This is a genomic window from Oscillibacter hominis, assembly GCF_014334055.1.
Classification (GTDB): domain Bacteria; phylum Bacillota; class Clostridia; order Oscillospirales; family Oscillospiraceae; genus Oscillibacter; species Oscillibacter hominis.
Genome location: NZ_CP060490.1, coordinates 370,585 through 385,580 on the forward strand (window position 1 = coordinate 370,585; position 14,996 = coordinate 385,580).

Consider the following 14,996-nt stretch of genomic DNA (forward strand, 5'->3'; position numbering starts at 1 on the left):
ACAAATGAGGTGCAACCAATGATTCATATGATTCAAAATGCGAAAGACCAGATCGCCCAGCTGACCATGGCGGCCTACCGCAGCGCGGTGGAGGACGGGACGCTGCCTGAAGCTGAGGTGAAGGAGGCCCCGGTGGAAATCCCCAAGGACGCGGCCAACGGGGACTACACCACCACCTTTGCCCTGGCCGCGTCCAAGGCACTGCGGAAAAAGCCCCGGGACATCGCCCAGGCGCTGCTGGACCATATGGACCTGAGCGGCAGCTATTTCACCTCCGCGGAGATTGCTGGTCCTGGCTTTTTGAACTTCCGCGCCAGTGAGAACTGGTACCGGGATGTCCTGAAGGCGGTGGAGAGCGAGGGGGAGGATTACGGCTCCTCCCGCCAGCTTTCCGGCCAGAAGATCATGGTGGAGTTCGTGTCCGCCAACCCCACCGGCCCCATGCACATGGGCAACGCCCGGGGCGGCGTGTTGGGCGACACGCTGGCCGCCGTGCTTGCCAAGTGCGGCGCGGACGTGACCCGGGAGTTCTATGTCAACGATGCCGGCCACCAGATCGACAAGTTCGCCCAGTCCCTGGAGGCCCGCTATCTCCAGCTCATCCAGGGGGAGGAGAACGTGCCCTTCCCCGAGGACGGGTACCAGGGTGCGGACATCCGGGAGCTTGCCCAGCTGTACTATGACCAGAACGGGGACAAGCTCCTCCGCGCGGATGTGGAGGAGCGGCGCAACACCCTGGCCCAGTTCGGCCTCAGCGTCAACCTGCCCAAGATGAAATCCGACCTGGAGCGCTACAAAATCCACTACGACAACTGGTTTTATGAGTCCTCCCTCCACGACAGCGGCTATGTGGCTGAGACGGCGGAGCAGCTCAGCGCCGCCGGCTGGACCTATGAAAAAGAGGGCGCGCTGTGGCTGAAGACTGCCGACATCATGCGTGAAAACCTCCGCAAGGCGGGTAAAAGCGAGGCGGAGATTGAAAAGCTGGACTTGAAGGATGACGTGCTGCGCCGGGCCAACGGCTTCTACACCTACTTTGCCGCCGACATCGCCTATCACCGCAACAAGTTTGCCGTCCGGGGCTTTGACCGGGTCATCAACGTCTGGGGCGCCGACCACCACGGCCATGTGGCCCGGCTGAAGGGGGCACTGGACGCCCTGGGCCTGGACGGGACGGAAAAACTGGACATCGTGCTGATGCAGCTGGTGAAGCTTTTGCGGGACGGCGAGGTGGTGCGCATGTCAAAGCGGACCGGAAAGGCCATCTCCCTCAGCGACCTGCTGGACGAGATTCCGGTGGACGCGGCCCGCTGGTTCTTCAACTCCAAGCCCGACACCCAGATGGACTTTGACCTGGGCCTTGCCGTGCGGGAGGATTCGGAGAACCCCATCTACTACGTGGAGTACGCCCATGCCCGTATCTGCTCGCTGCTGCGGGCGCTGAAAGGGGAGGGAGAGGAAGTCCCCTCCATGGCGGATGTGGATATGGGCCTTTTGAGCGGTGAGACGGAGCGCGCGCTCATCAAGCAGCTCTCTGCCTACTGTGAGGAAATCCGCCTGGCGGCCCGGGACTACGACCCCTCCCACATCAACCGTTACCTGGTGGAGCTGGCCGGCTGCTTCCACCGGTTCTACACGGCCTGCCGCATCAAGGGCGAGGAGCCCCGGGTGCTTTCCGCCCGGCTGAAGCTGGCAGACCTGACCCGCAGCGTCCTGCGCAACGGGCTTGCGCTGATTGGTGTGGACGCGCCGGAGAAGATGTAAATGGACTTTATGGAGCAGCGCAAAAACCGGGGCGGGGAGGAACTGCTGGCCCTGCTTAAGCGGTTGAACATCCGGTATGAGCTCTATGAGCACGAAGCCTTCTTCACAGTGGAGGAGGCGGAGCAATTGGGCCTGGTGATGCCTGGGCTGAATCTGAAGTGCCTTCTCATCAAGGATAAGAAGACGCTCCGGTTCTACCTGGTGGTTCTGGAGGACCACCGCCAGCTGGACAGCAGGCACTTTGCAAAAAGCACCGGCTGGCGCCGGCCCACCTTTGCCGGCGCCGATGAGCTCTATGAGAAGTTGGGGCTGACGCCGGGCTCCGTAAGCCCGCTGGGCCTCGTCAACAACCGGGAGCACGACGTGGTCCTGGTGCTGGAACGCGCCGTCCTGGACGCGGACGGACAGGAACTGCTGAATTTCCACCCCTGCCGAAACACGGCCACCATGGGCATCCGAAAGTGCGACTTTCTGCGCCTTGTGGAGGAGCTGGGGAACCCGGTGGTGTGGGAGCAGGAGGAAACCCAGTAAAACGGCAGGGGATGGAGACATCCCCTGCCTTATTCGGAGGAACTATGAGAAAAACCCAGTATCAAAAGGCGCTGCGCGCCGCCTTTCCCGTCACCATCCCGGTGTTGACGGGCTTCCTCTGCCTGGGGGTGGCCTACGGCATTTTGATGTCCACCCGGGGCTACGGGGTGCTGTGGACCGGGCTGATGAGCGCGGTGGCCTTCTGCGGCAGCATGCAGTTTGTGGCCATCACGCTGCTGACCCAGGTGTTCGACCCGCTTCAGGCTTTCCTTTTGAGCATCATGGTGAACGCCCGCCACATGTTCTACGGGCTGAGCATGCTGGAGAAGTACAAGGGCCTGGGGAAGGCTAAATTCCCTCTTGTCTACATGCTCTGTGACGAGACCTTTTCCATCGTTTCCACGGTGGAGCCGCCGGAAGGGGTGGAGCCCAAGGATTTTTACCTCTCCGTCACTCTGCTGGACTACGGCTACTGGCTGGCCGGGTCCCTGCTGGGCGCGGCGGTGGGCGGGCTGCTGACCTTTGACACCACAGGGCTGGACTTTGCACTGACGGCGCTTTTTGTGGTGCTCTTCTTAGAGCAGTGGAAGAAGCGGGAAAACCGGCCCTCCGCCGTCATCGGCGTGCTCTGTACCGCGGTGAGCCTGGTGGTGTTCGGCGCGGACAACCTGGTGATCCCGGCCATGGTGCTGATTCTGATCTCGCTGCTGATTGGGAGGAAAAAGCTGTGTACTTAACGCCTGTTCAAACGCTTCTCATCATTTTGGCTGTGGCCCTCGGGACGCAGGTGACCCGGTGGCTGCCCTTTTTACTGTTCCCGGAGAACCGGGAGCCCCCCGCCGTGGTGCGGGACCTGGGGAAGCTGCTGCCGCCCGCGGTGATGGGCCTTCTGGTGGTCTACTGCCTGAAGGGTGTATCCCTCCGCCTTGCGCCCCACGCCCTGCCGGAGGGGATTGCCATTGCCGCCATTGTGGCGCTCCACTGCTGGAAGAACAATGTGCTCCTCTCCATCGCGGGGGGAACGGCGGTCTACATGCTTTTGGTGCAGGTGGTCTTTGCTGGATAGAGGCTTTAAAAGAGGCGCGTACGCGCCTCTTTTTTTTACATGCCGAAGAAAAGCCGCACGGCAAAGGCGGCGGCCATGAAGCCGGTCAGGTCTGCCACCAGCGCCGCGGGGATGGCGTAGCGGGTCTTATGAATGCCGGCGGAGCCGAAATAGACCGCAATGGTATAGAAGGTGGTCTCCGTGCTGCCCAACATCACCGCGGCCACCCGCCCGATGTAAGAGTCTGGGCCGTAGGTCTGCATCAGCTCCGTGCCCACCGCCAGGGCGCCGTTGCCGCTGACCGGTCGGATCAGGAGCATGGGCGTGGTTTCCGGAGGGATGCCGATGGCCCGGAGCAGGGGGGCGCAGGCCTGGGCAAAGCACTCCATGGCTCCGGAGGCGCGGAACATGGCCACGGCTGTGAGCAGCCCCACCAGGGCGGGCAGGATGCGGACGGTCACGGCCAGCCCCTCCTCCGCGCCGTGGGTCAGCGCGCCGTAGACATCCACTTTTTTGCCCGCCGCATAGAGGGCCACAAAGGCCAGCAGGCAGGGTACAATCCAGGAAGAGACGTCCATCATGCCCTCCAGAACCGGGAGAAGAGTTTGGCGGCCAGGAGCCCCGCTGTCACCGAGAGGATGGAGGCCAGCCACACGGCGGGAAGGATGTCAAAGGGCGAGGCGGAGCCGCAGGCGCCCCGGACACCGGCGATGGTGGCCGGGATCAGCTGGATGGAGGCAGTGTTCATCACCACCAACAGGCACAGTTCGTCGCTGGCTTTTCCCTCCATTCCCCGCGCCATGCGGCGGGCCGCCCGGATGCCGAGGGGCGTAGCGGCGTTGCCCAGGCCCAGAAGGTTGGCAGAGACATTGGCGGAGATGGCCTCCAGGGTCTCCGGATCCCGGCAGGCGCAGGGCATCAGCCGCCGCAGCAGCGGACGGAACGCCCGGGAGAGGGCGCCGGATATTCCCGCCTGGTTCATAATCTCCATGACCCCGCTCCAAAGACAAATTATTCCTGACATTGAAAGACATAATTCCACAGCGCTTTTTGCACCTTCCAAAGCAGCTGCACTGACAGCACTCATATTTCCTGTAAAAGCTCCGAAAATTAAAGATATTACGACCATTCCAGTCCAAACAATGGTCATTGCCATAAAATTACTCCTCCTGTGTTATGTAAAACTAAATATGAATATTTTACAAATTTTACGTGATTTAGGTTGACAAAATATGACAGCCTATGATATTGTCATTAATGCAAATTTACAGGGCCGTATGAGTTTTGCATTCGCGGTTGAGCGAGAAAGGAGCGTAGGGATGAAGTCGACAGGTATTGTCAGAAAAGTGGACGAGCTGGGCCGTATTGTCCTGCCCATTGAAATGCGCCGTACACTGGACATTGCCGAGAAGGACGCATTGGAGATTTATGTGGAAGGGTCCTCTGTTATTCTGAAAAAATATAAACCCAGCTGCATTTTCTGCGACAGCACGAAAGAGATTACCACTTTCAAGGGCAAAAATGTTTGCCCGAAGTGTTTAAAAGAAATGAAGAATATGTGAGATCGCAGACGCCTTGGGCGTCTGCTTTTTTTGAAGAGAAACGGGCCTGCCGCTTATTTAAAGCGGCAGGCCCGTTCTGATAGAATGTCGGCTGCGGCAGGAACATTATTCCCTGGGAAATCAACTGCCCTCCCGTTCCAGCACGGCCTGATAGAGCTCGTTGCGGGAGAGCTCCATCTCCTCGGCGGCCTGACGGACGGCGTCCTTCATCCGCGCGCCCTGGGCCTTGAGGCCCATGACCCGCTCCACGCCGTCGCTCAGGGTAAACTGCGGCTGCTGCGCAAGCTCCGCTCCAGCCAGGACCAGGACATATTCCCCCTTGGGCGCGTGATCCTGGTAAAAGCGGACCGCCTCGCCCAGTGTGGTGCGCATGGTCTCCTCATGGAGCTTGGTCAGCTCCCGGCACAGGGCGATGTTCCGATCCGGCCCAAAGGCCTCGCACAGGTCCGTTAGGGTGGTGCAGAGCTTGTGGGGCGCCTCGTGGAAGACCATGGTGCGCCGCTCATTCAGCAGGGATTGGAGGTGCTCCCGACGGCTTTTTTTGTTGGTGGTGAGAAACCCCTCAAAGGTGAACCGCCCGGTGGGGAGTCCGGAGACGGCCAGGGCGCTGACGGCCGCGCAGCAGCCGGGGATGCTCAGCACGCTGACCCCGGACGCTGCGCAAAGGCGGACCAGGTCCTCCCCGGGATCGCTGATGGCCGGGGTGCCCGCATCGGTGATCAGGGCGCAGCTCTCGCCGCCCACAAGGCGGTTGAGGATGGTCTGCCCGGCGCTGATGTGGTTGTGCTCGTGGTAGCTGACCATGGGTTTTTTGACGCCGAAATGGTTCAACAGCTTGACTGAGACCCGGGTATCTTCGGCGGCGATGAAATCCACCTGCTGCAGGGTCGCCAGGGCCCGGGGAGAGAAGTCGCCCAAGTTCCCGATGGGGGTGGCGACCAAGTACAGTGTTCCGCTCATAGGGGTGCGTCCTCCGTTGTTCGATTTCGAAAGTAGATGGCATCTACCTCCGGCGTGTCCCGGCCCAGCTGATCCCGGAGCACCAGGGGCGGTTCCGTGGTGAGGCCGCTCCCGCCGCCCCGCCGGCCCTCCAAAAGCAGCAGGGAAGGGGCGGTGCCGATGCGGCTTTCCACCCACCGGAGCCGCTTGGGCTCAATGCCGCAGCCTCGCAGGGCGCACATCAGATCGCACAGCCGTTCCGGCCGGTAGACCAGAGCCAGCCGCCCGCCCCAGCGCAGCAGCCGCGCCGCCGCGGCACAGACCTCCTCCAATGAGGCGGTCTCCTCCGCCCGGGCGATCCGGCGGGCTTGTCCCCGGGCGGCAAAGCCGCTGTCCGGTTTAAAGTAAGGTGGGTTGCAGACCACCAGGTCAAAGCTGCCTGCCGGCGGCAGCTGTTCCGGATGGCGCAGGTCGGCCTGTAAAAAAGACATGTCGAAGTGGCTTTCCGCGGCGCTTTTCCTGGCCAGGGCCAAGGGGCCAGGCTGGATGTCCACTCCCGTGACATGAAGGGACGGCTCCCGGGCCAGCATCAAAAGCCCCAAAAGCCCAGTGCCGCAGCCCAGGTCACAGACCCGCTCTCCAGGGCGGAGGCGGGGGAAGGCGCCCAGCAGAAAGGAATCGGTGCCCGGGGGAAAATATGCGTCGTCATAGTAATAGCGCGGCCCTCCCGGCCACAGCTGGTCCATCCGCTCCATGGCAGCCCTCCGGATTTGGAATCGCCGCCCCGCGGATCGGCAGAGGCGGCGGATGAAACTACTTTATTATATAGTATTACAGAGGCGGAAGCAACAAAAATACACCGTGGAGCCCCACGGTGTATTTTATGTATTGTCCGATTATTCAGCGGGAACAATGGCGCCGTTGGGGCAGGTATCGCTGCAAGAACCGCAGTCCAAGCAGGCACTGGCGTCGATGATGTAGGAATCATCGCCCTGGCTGATTGCGCCGGCGGGGCAGGCATCCGCGCAGGCACCGCAGCTGACGCAAGCAGAAGTGATCTTGTAAGCCATGGGAAGCACCTCCATAAATTTTTGTATTCTCAATTGTATCATGATTCCTGAAAATTGCAAGCGGTTTTCGTTATTTGATTCACAAAAACCCATTCACAAATTGTTTTCAAATTGGTCAAAGAAAGTCAAACTTTCCCCCTTGACATTTGATGCCGACGTGGTATACTGACAATCAGAAACAAGGTCAAAGAAAGTCAAAGTCAAATTACAAGACCGAAACAGAAAGGCGGGACAGCGAATGGGAATTTCCGATCTGATCGCGGACTTTATCCAGGACAGTCTGGAGGAGGCCGACGGCGTACTGGAGCTGCAGCGCAGCGACTTGGCGCAGCGGTTCAACTGTGTGCCCAGCCAGATCAACTACGTCATGTCCACCCGCTTTTCTCCGGAGCACGGGTATATCGTGGAAAGCCGCAGGGGCGGCAACGGGTATATCCGCATCACACGAGTGCGGGTGGATCGCCAGACGCTGTTGATGCAGGTCATCAACTCCATCGGCGACGAGCTGGATCTGAAATCGGCCCGGGCCATCTTGGGAAACCTGGTGGAATCCGGGGCGGTGGAGTTGGACGTGGGGCGGACGCTGCTGATCGCCATCGGCGACAACGCGCTGCGGTCCGTGGCCCGGGAGGACAGGGACCGTCTGCGGGCGTCCATCGTCAAACAGGTGCTGGTGCACGCTGTGTAGCAGGTCAAATGAATTGGTCAATCAATATGTAATGATATATTGGAGGTATGGATTATGAAGTGCGAAAATTGTGGCAAGAATGAAGTTACGTTTGTGTATAAGAGCAATATCAACGGCAAGGTGGAAGAGAAGCATCTGTGCCAGGAGTGCGCGGAGAAGTTAGGGTACACCCGGAGGATCCAGGACAGCTACACCAGTATGCAGAACCTGTTTGAGAGGAGCTTTGCCTCCATGTTCACCCCCATGCTGGCCGGCGGAAGGGAGTCCTTCTTTGGCGACAGCTTCGGCGGACTGCTGGGCGACAGCTTTTTCCAGGATTTCTTTTCCATGCCGGCCCTGGGCAGCGGCCAGACCGCCGCTCAGGAGAACGAGCACCTGGTCTCCGAAGAGGAGCAGAAGCAGGTATCCCGTCAGCGGGAGCTGAACGCCCTGCGGGTGGAGATGCAAAAGGCCATTGAAAGCGAGAACTTTGAGCGGGCGGCGGAGCTGAGGGATCAGATCCACGCCAAGGAACAGGAAACCTAAGAGAGGGGGGACTCCCCCTCTCCTTTCCAAAAAGGAGTGAATCGGAATGAATGAAAATAAATTTACCCCCCGGGCGGAAAACGCCCTGCGCTATGCCCAGGAGGCAGCGGGCGAACTGGGCCACGGCTATGTGGGCAGCGAGCATCTGCTGTTAGGCCTGATCCGGGAGGAGGAGGGCATCGCCTACCGCTGCCTCACCGACGCCGGATTGACCGCGGACATGGTCCGCGACCTGATCCGCAAGAGCGTGGGAGCCGGCCTGCCCGGCAGCGACCCGGCCCAGGGCCTGACTCCCCGGGCAAAGCGGGCGGTGGAAATCGCTGTGGAGGAGTCCATGCGGGGCGGATTCGGATATGTGGGCACGGAGCATCTGTTGCTGGGATTGCTGCGTGAGGGCAGCAACATGGCGGTCCGCATCCTGCGCACCGCGGGCGTGGATCCCCGGAAGCTCTACTCCGCTGTGATGCAGAAGCTGAATGAAGCGCCCCGCAGCCAGCAGCCCCCCGCCGACAGCCGGACCAAGGACGACGGCAAGAGCAAGACGCTGAAGGAATTCACCCGGGATTTGACCGCAGCAGCCAGGGAGGGCAAGTTGGACCCGGTCATCGGCCGGGACGATGAGATCCAGCGGGTGATCCAGATCCTCTCCCGCCGCACCAAGAACAACCCGGTGCTCATCGGGGAACCCGGCGTGGGCAAGACGGCCATCGCCGAGGGCCTGGCCCAGAAGATCGTGGTGGGCGATGTGCCGGAGGAGCTGTTGGATAAAAAAATCCTCTCCCTGGACCTCTCCGGCATGGTGGCCGGCACCAAATACCGCGGTGAGTTTGAAGAGCGTATCAAAAACACCCTCAACGAGGTGAAGCGCTCCGGAGACGTGATTTTGTTCATCGACGAGCTGCACACCATTGTGGGCGCTGGCTCCGCCGAGGGAGCCGTGGACGCCGCCAACATCATCAAGCCTGCCCTTGGCCGTGGTGAAATCCGGGTCATCGGCGCCACCACGCTGAACGAGTACCGCAAATACATTGAAAAAGACGCTGCCCTGGAGCGCCGCTTCCAGCCCGTCCAGGTGGGCGAGCCGAGCCAGGAGGCCAGTATTGAAATCCTCAAGGGGCTGCGGGACAAGTATGAGGCGCATCACAAGCTGACCATCACCGACGAGGCGCTGGAGGCCGCGGTCCGCCTGTCCGCCCGGTATATCAACGACCGCTTTCTGCCGGACAAGGCCATCGACCTGATGGACGAGGCCGCCTCCCAGGTGCGGATGAAGGGCGAGGAGGTCTCTCCGGACCTGAAGGCCCTGGAGGAGAAGCTGGCGGTTCTCCAGCGGGAAAAGCAGGAGGCCGTCACCTCCCAGGACTTTGAAAAGGCCGCCCAGCTGCGGGATATTGAAAAGGATTACAAGGAGCAGATGGAGATCGAGCGGGACAAGCAGCGCCGCCAGCACACCAGCCGCCCCGTCACCGAGGAGGATATTGCCGCCGTTGTGTCCAAGTGGACCGGCGTGCCGGTAACCCGCCTCACGGAGGACGAGGGGGAGCGGCTCCTCAAGATGGAGGAGACACTCCACCAGCGGGTGGTGGGCCAGGACGAGGCGGTACGGGCCGTGGCCCGGGCCATCCGCCGGGGCCGTGTGGGCCTGAAGGACCCCAAGCGCCCCATTGGATCCTTCCTCTTCCTGGGCCCCACCGGCGTGGGCAAGACAGAGCTCTGCAAGACCCTGGCCGAGGCCATGTTCGGCGACGAGAAGGCCATGATCCGCATCGATATGTCCGAGTATATGGAAAAGCACACCGTCTCCCGCCTGGTGGGCTCCCCTCCCGGCTATGTGGGATATGAGGAGGGCGGCCAGCTGACGGAGAAGGTGCGCAGGAAGCCCTATTCCGTGGTGCTCTTCGACGAGATCGAAAAGGCCCATGAGGATGTGTGGAACATCCTGCTCCAAATCCTGGAGGACGGCCGCATCACCGACTCCCAGGGCCGGACCGTGGATTTCAAGAACACGGTGATCGTCATGACCTCAAACGTGGGCGCCAAGGCCATCACCAACGCCGATTCCGGCAGGCTGGGCTTTGCGCCGGAGAAGGACGCCGGGGAGGAGAAAAAGTTCGAGGCTGTCAAGGCTGCCGTGATGGAGGAGCTGCGCCGCACCTTCCGGCCGGAGTTCCTCAACCGTATCGACGAGACCATTGTGTTCCGCCGCCTGAGCCAGGAGGACATCGCCGAGGTCGCCCGCCGCATGCTCAAGAGTACGGCAAAGCGGATGGAGGCCATGGGCATCCGCCTGGAGGCCGACGACAAGGCCATCGCCGAGCTGGCCAAAGAGGGGTTCGACCCCATCTATGGAGCCCGTCCCCTGCGCCGGTGCATCCAGAGCAAGGTGGAGGACGCCGTGGCCGAGCAGATGCTGGAGGGCACCCTCAAGGAGGGCGACACCGCCCGCCTCAGTGTGGAAGACAACAAGCTGTGCATCAGCAAATAAGACGCAAAGGCGCCGCTGGAGAATCTCCGGCGGCGCTTTTTTACTATAGATAGAGGCGGGCCACGTCGTTGTACATGCGGGAGATGTCCCGCAGGATGTCGTCATGGCCGAAGTCTGTGTGGTAGACCATGTTGATCTCCCGCATCATGCTCAAATTCTCCACCGGCAGCGCGGTGAGCTTTCCTTTTTTGAGCTCGTCAAGGCACGCGCTCTTGGCCAGGATGGACACACCGTAGCCACGCCGGATCAAGTCCTTGATGGTGGCGATGTTATCCACTTCCAACACTACGTTGAACTCCTCGATGGAAATGCCCCGGCTCTCCAGGTGGGAGAGGAAGAGGTTCTGCGTGCCGGAGCTGGGCAGCCGCAGGATCATCCGCTGGTTTTTCAACTCCTCAACAGTCACGATCCCCTGCTTGGCCAGCGAGTGGTTGTTGGGCACGATCAGCACCAGGCTGTCTGTATCCAGCAGCAGGGAATTGTAGCCAGGTTCCGTCAGCGGGCCCTCCACAATGGCCAGGTCAATCTCATAAGTGCGCAGTTTTGCATAAAGATTTTTTATGGTATCAGTAATAAGCATTATTTTTACATCATGGTTTTCGCTGCAATATCTGGCCAGCGCTTCGGCCACCGGATTGCTCTCCGAGGTGTGGGTCAGGCCCACCACAATCCGGGTCAACTGCTGCTTTTCGTCCTGAATATCCCGCTGCAGGTTATGGACCAGGGCGATCATCCGCTTTGCATAACGGGTGGCTATTTCACCCTCAGCTGTCAATTTTAGTGAGCCGCCGCCCCGATGAAACAGCTTTACGCCCAATTCCTGTTCCAGCTGGCGGATGTGCTGGCTGACGGCAGGCTGGGTCAGGGACAGCTGCTCGGCGGCCTTGGTAAAGCTGCCGGTTTCGCATACGCGCAGCAGCGTGTAAAGCTTGGTGTCAATCATGCGGCTCACTCCTTATTAGTAAAATTTATGGAAGCTGAATATTTTATAATTTGACTTGTAGGTGATTGCAGCTATATTGGAGTATACAGATCATACTACAACGCAGAACAAAAATCAATCTGCGATCAAGGAGGAGTAGAAATGGGAAACATCGTGATGCGGCAGCCGGCTGACATTTTGCTGAGCCTGGCCCTCATTCTGCTCTCCGGCTTTGTTTTGACCCGACTGACCAAGAGATTGAAGCTGCCGGACGTGACCGGCTATATTCTGGCGGGCATTCTCATTGGACCGGATCTGTTGGGCCTGGTGCCGCCGGAGATCATTGAACGTATGGACTTCGTCAGTGACGTGGCGCTGGCGTTCATTGCCTTTGGAGTGGGACAGTACTTCCGCCGGGAGACGCTGTGTGACATGGGAAAGGGGCTGATCCTGGTAACGCTTCTGGAGTCCTTGCTGCCCGGAGCAATGGTGGCGCTGGCCATGCGTTTCGTGTTCCATCAGGATATGGCGCTTTCCCTGCTGCTGGGCGCCATTGCCACGGCCACGGCGCCGGCCAGCACCCTGATGACCATCCGCCAATACCGGGCCGACGGGCCCTTTGTCAACCTGCTGCTGGCTGTGGTGGCCCTGGACGACGGCGTGTGCCTTTTGACCTTCAGCGCCGCTTCCGCTGCGGTGGATGCCATGGGCGGCGCGGGGATTTCCCTGCGCTCGGCGCTGCTGCCTATTTTGTGGAACGTGGCGGCCCTGGCTATGGGCGCCGCGCTGGGGGTTTTGCTGACGGTGCTTCTGACCTCCAAGCGCAGCCGCGGGAACCGCCTGATTTTGACCATTGCGGTGCTTTTGACGCTGTGCGGGGTGTGTGCGCTGATCGACGTATCCCCGCTGCTGGCGTGCATGGTGTGCAGTGCGGTCTATATCAACCGCACCGGAGAGCATGACCTCTATGCCCAGGTGGATGAATTTACGCCTCCGGTACTTAGCTTGTTTTTCATCGTCTCCGGCATGAACTTGGATGTCATGGCGCTGAAGACCGTGGGCCTTGCGGGAGTGGGTTACTTTGTCATCCGCATCCTTGGGAAGTACCTGGGCGCTTATCTGGGATGCCGCTGCATCGGCACAGACCGCCGCACCCGGGACTGGCTGGGGTTTGCACTGATCCCCCAGGCCGGCGTTGCCATCGGCCTTGCCTTTTTGGGTAAGCGGGTGCTGCCGGAGGGAATCGGCGATTTGCTGCTGACCGTAATTTTGGCCTCCTCGGTACTCTATGAGCTCATCGGGCCGGGCTGCGCCAAGCTGGCGCTGTTCCGCTCCGGAGCCATTCAGGCCCAGGGAGAGAAAGAGGCCAACCTAAAAAAAGCAGTATGAAAAAGTGAAAAGCGAAGCCGCCGGAGATATTCTTTCCGGCGGCATTTCGCGCCTTTTTCGACCCTGCTATTAAAATGAGATTCAGGTTAATGCAAATGCCTTGTGTTTTTGGGGAAATTAGCGTATACTACTCACCAATACCTGACTGAAAAAACCAGATAGAAAGGAATAAAATAATGCCTTTTGACTTTCATTTCGGCAATATGAATGGTGGGTTTGGCCCGGACGGCCAGGGCTTTACCCCGCCGCCGCCCAGAGAGCGCAAACCCCGCAAGGCCATCGGCAACAAGGCCACCCGCGTGCTCATCAACATTGTGGTGACCCTGGTGGTGGGGGCGGCCTATTTTTACCTGCGCCTGCCGGCCCTGAACCTCCACGCGGAGGAGTTTTACACGTTCGTGCTTCTGCTGTGCGCGGTGTATGTGGGCTGCGCCCTCTTTACCTCCGGCTTCCAGGGAGAGGGGGTAAAGGGCTACTTTGGCTTTGTCAAAAAACAGTGCACCATACCCTTTTTGGTGCTCATTGTCATGGTGGCCACCATTGCCGTGGGCGCGCTGACCTCCTGGGTGGTGTTCCGCGCGGCCAGCTACAGTGAGCTGCTGCCGATTAAAACCGGGGATTTTGCCGCGGAGGTGGACGAGATCTCCTATGGGCAGATCCCCATGGTGGACCGGGATTCCGCAGCCCGCCTGGGTGCGCGTAAGTTGGGCGAGCTGGCCGACATGGTCTCCCAGTTCGAGGTGCTGCCCAACTACACCCAGATCAACTACCAGGGCCGCCCCGTCCGTGTGACTTCCCTGGGGTATGCAGACCTCATCAAGTGGTTTACCAACCGGTCCGAGGGGCTGCCCGCCTATCTGATCGTGGATATGGTGAGCCAGGACGTGGAGGTGGTGCGCCTGAAGGAGGGCATGAAATACACCACGGCCGAGCACCTGGGCCGCAACTTGTACCGCCATCTGCGTTTCGGCTACCCTACGTTCATGTTTGCCGAGCCGGTCTTTGAAATCGACGAGGAGGGGATGCCCTGGTGGGTCTGCCCCCGGATGGTGAAGAGCATCGGGCTGTTCGGCGGGACGGACATCAAGGGCGCCGTGCTGGTCAATGCGGTCACCGGGGAGAGCCAGTATTATGAAGAGGTTCCCTCCTGGGTGGATCAGGTCTATGTGGCCGAGCTCATCATGCAGCAGTACGACTACTACGGCCAGTACCACAATGGCTTTTTCAACTCCATCTTCGGCCAGCGGGACGTCACCATCACCACAGACGGTTACAACTATATTGCCATCGGCGATGACGTCTATATGTACACCGGCGTGACGAGCGTCACCTCGGATCAGTCCAACATCGGCTTTTTGCTGAGCAACCAGCGGACCAAGGAGACGAGCTTTTACTCTGTGGCAGGCGCCACCGAAGAATCCGCCATGCGTTCCGCCGAGGGCCAGGTCCAGCAGATGTCCTATATCGCCACGTTCCCGCTGCTGCTGAACATCGCCGACCAGCCCACCTATTTCATGGCGCTCAAGGATGCGGCGGGCCTCGTGAAGATGTACGCCATGGTCAACGTGGAGCAGTATCAGATCGTGGCCACGGGGCAGACGGTGGCAGACTGCGAGATCAACTACCGCCAGATGCTGGCGAACAACAACCTCATTGAAAAAGAGGACGCCACGATTTCCGGAGGGGAAGAGGACATGGGTCCGGCGGAGTTTGAGATCACCGACATCCGCACCGCGGTCATCGACGGCAGCACCAACTACTTCCTGGGCGCCGGGACTTATGAGGAGCAGGGGCAGGTCTACTACCGGATCAGCGCCGCAGACGCCCCTCACGCCGCCCTTTTGGAGGTGGGAGACTGGGTGATGCTGGGCTATGACCGCCTCCAGGAGCCTGAGCGGTTTACAAACCTGGAAAAGGAGCCCATCTACACCATCTACCGGGCAACCTATCTGAACCCCGAGAGCAGCGGTCCATCCGGTGATTCCGGCCAGACTCCGGCTGAAGCCGGAGGGGATGTGCCTGCCGCCTGATCTAAAAAAGACGCCGCCTTCGGGCGGCGCCTTTTCTATCAGCAGG

The 14,996-nt window shown here is 60.2% G+C and carries 16 protein-coding genes; 10 read left to right on the plus strand and 6 right to left on the minus strand.

The annotated features are described in order from the left end of the window. Positions 1 to 18: 18 nt before the first annotated feature. Genes argS through H8790_RS01915 form a run of 4 tightly spaced genes read left to right on the plus strand, consistent with a single transcriptional unit; the run spans position 19 to position 3,361 of the window. A complete protein-coding gene (argS, locus tag H8790_RS01900; RefSeq protein ID WP_187333415.1) occupies positions 19 to 1,764 on the plus strand; it encodes an arginine--tRNA ligase in 1,746 nt (581 codons plus the stop codon). Further along, a complete protein-coding gene (locus tag H8790_RS01905; protein ID WP_187333416.1) occupies positions 1,765 to 2,295 on the plus strand; it encodes a prolyl-tRNA synthetase associated domain-containing protein in 531 nt (176 codons plus the stop codon). It begins immediately after the preceding gene. 44 nt (positions 2,296 to 2,339) lie between these two features. Next, positions 2,340 to 3,032 carry an AzlC family ABC transporter permease gene (locus tag H8790_RS01910; RefSeq protein WP_187333417.1) on the plus strand — a complete coding sequence of 231 codons (693 nt, stop codon included), beginning with the start codon at positions 2,340 to 2,342 and terminating at the stop codon, positions 3,030 to 3,032. Then, on the plus strand, positions 3,023 to 3,361 hold the full coding sequence (locus H8790_RS01915; RefSeq protein WP_187333418.1) for a branched-chain amino acid transporter permease: 339 nt from the start codon (positions 3,023 to 3,025) through the stop codon (positions 3,359 to 3,361). The genes H8790_RS01910 and H8790_RS01915 overlap by 10 nt, the downstream gene beginning before the upstream one ends. Positions 3,362 to 3,396: 35 nt before the next feature. On the opposite strand, the gene H8790_RS01920 is transcribed toward H8790_RS01915, so the two are convergent. Together H8790_RS01920 and H8790_RS01925 are read right to left on the minus strand one after the other, a co-directional pair. Next, positions 3,397 to 3,918 carry a spore maturation protein gene (locus tag H8790_RS01920; protein WP_187334208.1) on the minus strand — a complete coding sequence of 174 codons (522 nt, stop codon included), beginning with the start codon at positions 3,916 to 3,918 and terminating at the stop codon, positions 3,397 to 3,399. Next, complete coding sequence (locus tag H8790_RS01925; RefSeq protein ID WP_187333419.1) at positions 3,918 to 4,496, minus strand: nucleoside recognition domain-containing protein; 579 nt, start codon at positions 4,494 to 4,496, stop codon at positions 3,918 to 3,920. Before H8790_RS01925 ends, H8790_RS01920 begins: the two co-directional genes overlap by 1 nt. 163 nt (positions 4,497 to 4,659) lie before the next feature. On the opposite strand from H8790_RS01925, the gene H8790_RS01930 reads away from it, so the two are divergent. Further along, a complete protein-coding gene (locus H8790_RS01930; protein ID WP_187334209.1) occupies positions 4,660 to 4,902 on the plus strand; it encodes an AbrB/MazE/SpoVT family DNA-binding domain-containing protein in 243 nt (80 codons plus the stop codon). A gap of 120 nt (positions 4,903 to 5,022) precedes the next feature. Here H8790_RS01930 and rsmI read toward each other — a convergent pair whose 3' ends face one another. The 3 genes from rsmI to H8790_RS01945 form a co-directional block, all read right to left on the minus strand. After that, positions 5,023 to 5,862 (minus strand): 16S rRNA (cytidine(1402)-2'-O)-methyltransferase, encoded by an 840-nt coding sequence (gene rsmI / locus H8790_RS01935; protein ID WP_187333420.1) that lies wholly within the window; start codon positions 5,860 to 5,862, stop codon positions 5,023 to 5,025. Continuing rightward, a complete protein-coding gene (locus tag H8790_RS01940; protein WP_187333421.1) occupies positions 5,859 to 6,596 on the minus strand; it encodes a tRNA1(Val) (adenine(37)-N6)-methyltransferase in 738 nt (245 codons plus the stop codon). The genes rsmI and H8790_RS01940 overlap by 4 nt, the downstream gene beginning before the upstream one ends. A 141-nt stretch (positions 6,597 to 6,737) precedes the next feature. Continuing rightward, the gene (locus tag H8790_RS01945) at positions 6,738 to 6,911 is read right to left on the minus strand and encodes a DUF362 domain-containing protein (protein WP_243208539.1); all 174 of its coding nucleotides are present in this window, start codon (positions 6,909 to 6,911) and stop codon (positions 6,738 to 6,740) included. Positions 6,912 to 7,149: 238 nt separating this feature from the next. On the opposite strand from H8790_RS01945, the gene H8790_RS01950 reads away from it, so the two are divergent. Genes H8790_RS01950 through H8790_RS01960 form a run of 3 tightly spaced genes read left to right on the plus strand, consistent with a single transcriptional unit; the run spans position 7,150 to position 10,609 of the window. Further along, the gene (locus H8790_RS01950) at positions 7,150 to 7,599 is read left to right on the plus strand and encodes a CtsR family transcriptional regulator (protein WP_187333423.1); all 450 of its coding nucleotides are present in this window, start codon (positions 7,150 to 7,152) and stop codon (positions 7,597 to 7,599) included. Positions 7,600 to 7,653: 54 nt separating this feature from the next. Next, a complete protein-coding gene (locus H8790_RS01955) occupies positions 7,654 to 8,124 on the plus strand; it encodes a UvrB/UvrC motif-containing protein (RefSeq protein ID WP_187333424.1) in 471 nt (156 codons plus the stop codon). 46 nt (positions 8,125 to 8,170) lie between these two features. Continuing rightward, complete coding sequence (locus tag H8790_RS01960; RefSeq protein ID WP_187333425.1) at positions 8,171 to 10,609, plus strand: ATP-dependent Clp protease ATP-binding subunit; 2,439 nt, start codon at positions 8,171 to 8,173, stop codon at positions 10,607 to 10,609. 43 nt (positions 10,610 to 10,652) lie between these two features. Here the strand turns inward: H8790_RS01960 and H8790_RS01965 are convergent, their stop codons facing one another. Further along, the gene (locus H8790_RS01965; RefSeq protein WP_187333426.1) at positions 10,653 to 11,552 is read right to left on the minus strand and encodes a LysR family transcriptional regulator; all 900 of its coding nucleotides are present in this window, start codon (positions 11,550 to 11,552) and stop codon (positions 10,653 to 10,655) included. Between the two features lie 141 nt (positions 11,553 to 11,693). Between H8790_RS01965 and H8790_RS01970 the strand changes: the two genes are divergently transcribed. Both H8790_RS01970 and H8790_RS01975 read left to right on the plus strand, forming a co-directional pair. Continuing rightward, complete coding sequence (locus tag H8790_RS01970) at positions 11,694 to 12,920, plus strand: cation:proton antiporter (RefSeq protein ID WP_187333427.1); 1,227 nt, start codon at positions 11,694 to 11,696, stop codon at positions 12,918 to 12,920. A gap of 176 nt (positions 12,921 to 13,096) precedes the next feature. Next, positions 13,097 to 14,950, plus strand: coding sequence for a CvpA family protein (locus tag H8790_RS01975; RefSeq protein WP_187333428.1), 1,854 nt, complete (start codon positions 13,097 to 13,099; stop codon positions 14,948 to 14,950). The last annotated feature ends 46 nt before the right edge of the window (positions 14,951 to 14,996 follow it).